The organism is Ligilactobacillus acidipiscis DSM 15836 (assembly GCF_001435755.1).
Classification (GTDB): domain Bacteria; phylum Bacillota; class Bacilli; order Lactobacillales; family Lactobacillaceae; genus Ligilactobacillus; species Ligilactobacillus acidipiscis.
In genome coordinates this window covers 1-2,870 of record NZ_AZFI01000213.1, presented here as the reverse complement: position 1 = coordinate 2,870, position 2,870 = coordinate 1, and the positions used below count along the sequence as shown (strand labels likewise).

Sequence of the window (2,870 nt, the reverse complement as noted above, 5' to 3'; positions counted from 1 at the left end):
AGGGATTCCCCATGGATCAGTTTGCCAAAAAATAATTTTTATAGTTGGGTATCTGAGATGAACATTATTACTACAAATTGTAATAGGATCTGCTCCTATCCTAGTATTTGGTACATAAATTTCTGAACAGTTGTGCCATAATTAATAAAACAAGATAGGAGCATTCCAATGAAACGATATCAAGATGATTTTAAAGCCGGCATTGTGAAGATGCATCGTGAAGAGAAAAGATCTATTCGCTCGCTTTCCGAGGAATACGGTGTTTCTCCAGCCGCAATTCATAACTGGGTTAAAGGCGCTAAATCAGTTGAGCTAGAAGACGGTACTGAAGTAACGTCCAAAGAATTCAAACAACTTCAAAAGGAAAATCAGCGATTAAAGGGGGAACTTGAAATTTTAAAAGCTGCGGCGGTGTTACTGGGAAAGCATTAGGACGAATTAATTGCCTTGTCTTCATAGAAGATCAGTTATTGCGACACCGCTTATCAATTATTTTTTCGGCACTGAAATTACCGCGCAGCACCTATTACCATTTGAAAAGATATCAACCTAGTCAACACGAACGTGTTGATAATCAGCTCAAAGAAAAAATTAAATTGATTTGGGAAAATAATTATCGTGCCTATGGTTATCCACGAATAACGATGGTGCTTCGCAAGTCAGGCATCTGTGTTGGGTCAAAACGAATTTTACGATTAATGAGGGAAATGGAGATTCACTCTTTAATGAATCGGCGATTTAAAAAAACTGGCACTCATGTGGATCATTCACAACGCCCCAATTTAATCAAGCACCAGCCCAATGCAAGGATATGGCGTGCTGACATTACTTATTTGGAATTACGTCCAGGAACCTGGGTTTATCTCAGTTCTATTTACGAACCAAAGGTTCATCAAGTTCTTGCTTTCAAGATTGGTCGTCAGATGGAGGCGACGTTAGTTGTAGAAACGATTAATCAGGCGCTTGAATGTCATCAAAAGCCACAATATTTTCACTCTGACATGGGTTCACAGTACACCAGCAACGAAGTTGAAACTTTACTTGAACGGCATCAGATTAGCCACTCATACTCAAAACAAGGTTATCCTTATGATAATGGGCCAATTGAAGCTTTTCACTCATTGTTGAAGAGAGAGTTTGCCTTTCAAACAACTTTTTCCAATTTTGAGGACTTGGTAATCCGAACCTCAAATTACATCAGTTGGTTTAATTCCGACAGAATTAGAACGAGTGTTTAGAAAAAGATGTGCCATTTATTGACATAGGAGCAATCATTGATAAAAAGAAATTTGAATGTTTTGACATTCATCATTGCTCCTTATTTTTAATTGCTCAATATGTACAACTTTTAAAAAAATATAAAAATTAATAAATTATAAAACAAATATTTTGGATAATAGATTTTAATAGTTTAGAGGTCGATATGTATGGATAAAATAGATTTTGTTATTACCTGGGTTGATTCGGATGATTTTAAATGGAGAGCCAAAAGATCAAAATATATAAGTAATGAAGATGATTTACTGACAAGTGACAATACAGGAATACAACGATATAGAGATTACGGAACGTTAAAATATTTATTTAGATCTATATATCTTTATGCTCCTTGGGTAAACAAAATATATTTAATAACAGATTCTCAGATTCCAAAATGGTTGAATAAAAGTAATGATAAAGTGACATTGATTGACCACAAAGATATTATAGATTCGAAATATCTTCCGACATTTAATTCGAGTGCCATTGAATGGTCAATTAGCAACATTAATGATTTAAGTGAAGAGTTTGTACTTTTTAATGATGATATGCTGTTGAATCATAGAATATCTCCTGATTTTTTCTTTAAGAACTCTTTACCAAGAGACTTCAGAGCTTACAGACCATTTACGCCAGTTGAAGAATTTGATAAAAACATTTTTAATGATATATATGTACTAAATTCATGGATTAAGAAATGGCCTAAAACATATAAAGGAATTTTTAGGGTTAGAAGTTTTAAGCCCTTAATAAATTCGCTTTTTATGTTGACTAAGCATAAAATATCGGCTTATTACGACCCCCATCTTCCTCAGCCATATCTAAAAAGTAATTTTGCGAGTGCTAAAAAAATATGGCATCGCGAAATCCATAAAACACTAACACATAAATTTAGAAGCGATGAGGATGTTACTGAATGGTTAGTTAGGTACTATCAGTTAGAACAGGGGCTATTCGAACCTTGTTCTAAAATAAATGGACATTTTTATACAATTAATGATATAGATTTGCTGAGTAAAGATTTATTGAATAGTAAAAGCATGACTTTATGCATAAATGATACAAATAGTGTGAATTATTCTGCAAATGTCAACTCAATTAAAAATATCTTGGATACTAAATTTCCATATAAGTCTCCGTTCGAATATTAATTTAAAAATCAATAAACTATTTTTTCTTACTTTTCACTATTAATAGCCTTATTTAAACACGTAATGTTAAATTTTTAATAACAAATATTTTAAATGATTGGAGCTATATTTATGAATAAGGTAGATTGCAAATTTAATCCGAATTTTTGGACAAATTTGTCAGCATAACCTGATACGGTGTTTGCCAGTCGAGTATTTTAAGCGGTCGCTGGTTAACGTAAATTCCGATTAAAGAGTTCATTACTACCACGTTCAGCTGGAGTATAAGCATGGCAGTAATAGGTCTTATACCATATTGTGATTCAAGTGATACTAGCCCACTAAACTCAGTGCCACGGTCCAAAGTAAAGCTGTGCACCGGACCATTAAAATTGGTTAGAATAATGATAATATACCAATCACTTTTGTTGATAATTAAAGGAGTAAATTGCCCCGATTTAAAATTGAAGTGCAACACTT

The 2,870-nt window shown here is 33.2% G+C and carries 2 protein-coding genes and 1 pseudogene; 2 read left to right on the top strand and 1 reads right to left on the bottom strand.

Annotation, left to right across the window (positions count from 1 at the left end):
• Positions 1-168 precede the first annotated feature (168 nt).
• Both FC65_RS09925 and FC65_RS09920 read left to right on the top strand, forming a co-directional pair.
• Positions 169-1,238, top strand: a protein-coding gene (locus FC65_RS09925; protein WP_156408626.1) for an IS3-like element IS1163 family transposase whose coding sequence is annotated in 2 segments (ribosomal slippage) — positions 169-397 and positions 397-1,238 — 1,071 coding nt in all. Because the reading frame shifts where the segments join, the coding sequence is not laid out codon by codon here.
• 189 nt (positions 1,239-1,427) lie between these two features.
• A complete protein-coding gene (locus FC65_RS09920) occupies positions 1,428-2,411 on the top strand; it encodes a Stealth CR1 domain-containing protein (RefSeq protein ID WP_056972550.1) in 984 nt (327 codons plus the stop codon).
• Positions 2,412-2,544: 133 nt separating this feature from the next.
• Here the strand turns inward: FC65_RS09920 and FC65_RS09915 are convergent.
• Positions 2,545-2,790 (bottom strand): annotated as a pseudogene (locus FC65_RS09915) (IS30 family transposase); the annotation flags it as partial.
• Between the last annotated feature and the right edge of the window lie 80 nt (positions 2,791-2,870).

What these genes read in the sequence shown, in the direction of transcription:
- FC65_RS09920 (WP_056972550.1), top strand. Translation starts at nt 1,428, where the DNA reads ATGGATAAAATAGATTTTGTTATTACCTGGGTTGATTCGGATGATTTT.